Origin of the sequence: Pleomorphochaeta sp. DL1XJH-081, assembly GCF_049310885.1 — a bacterium.
Taxonomy (GTDB): domain Bacteria; phylum Spirochaetota; class Spirochaetia; order Sphaerochaetales; family Sphaerochaetaceae; genus CAYZJV01.
This window is the reverse complement of sequence record NZ_JBMDYO010000170.1, coordinates 1-251: the sequence shown is the minus strand read 5'-3', so window position 1 is coordinate 251 and position 251 is coordinate 1. Positions and strand designations below refer to the sequence as shown.

At 51.4% G+C, this 251-nt stretch carries 1 protein-coding gene; it reads right to left on the bottom strand.

Annotated elements, in window-relative coordinates:
- Positions 1-251, bottom strand: a 251-nt coding sequence (locus tag ACODJP_RS14350; RefSeq protein ID WP_422482652.1) for an MATE family efflux transporter, incomplete at both ends; no start/stop codon positions are given.

The window sequence follows — 251 nt, the reverse complement described above, 5'->3', positions numbered from 1 at the left end:
AGCGCCAGCAGATAACCGCTTGGCAGGCCAAGTACCCAGTAAGCGGTGAAGGTAATAAAGAAGATCGAACGCGTATCTTTATAACCGCGCAGAATACCGCTGCCGATCACCTGAATGGAGTCGGAAATCTGATAAATCGCCGCCAGCAGCATCAGCTGTGAGGCCAGTAGCACCACCTCAGGGTTATCGTTATACAGCAGGGCAATCTGCTTACGCATCAGGATCGTGAAAATCGCGGTGATCATTGCCAT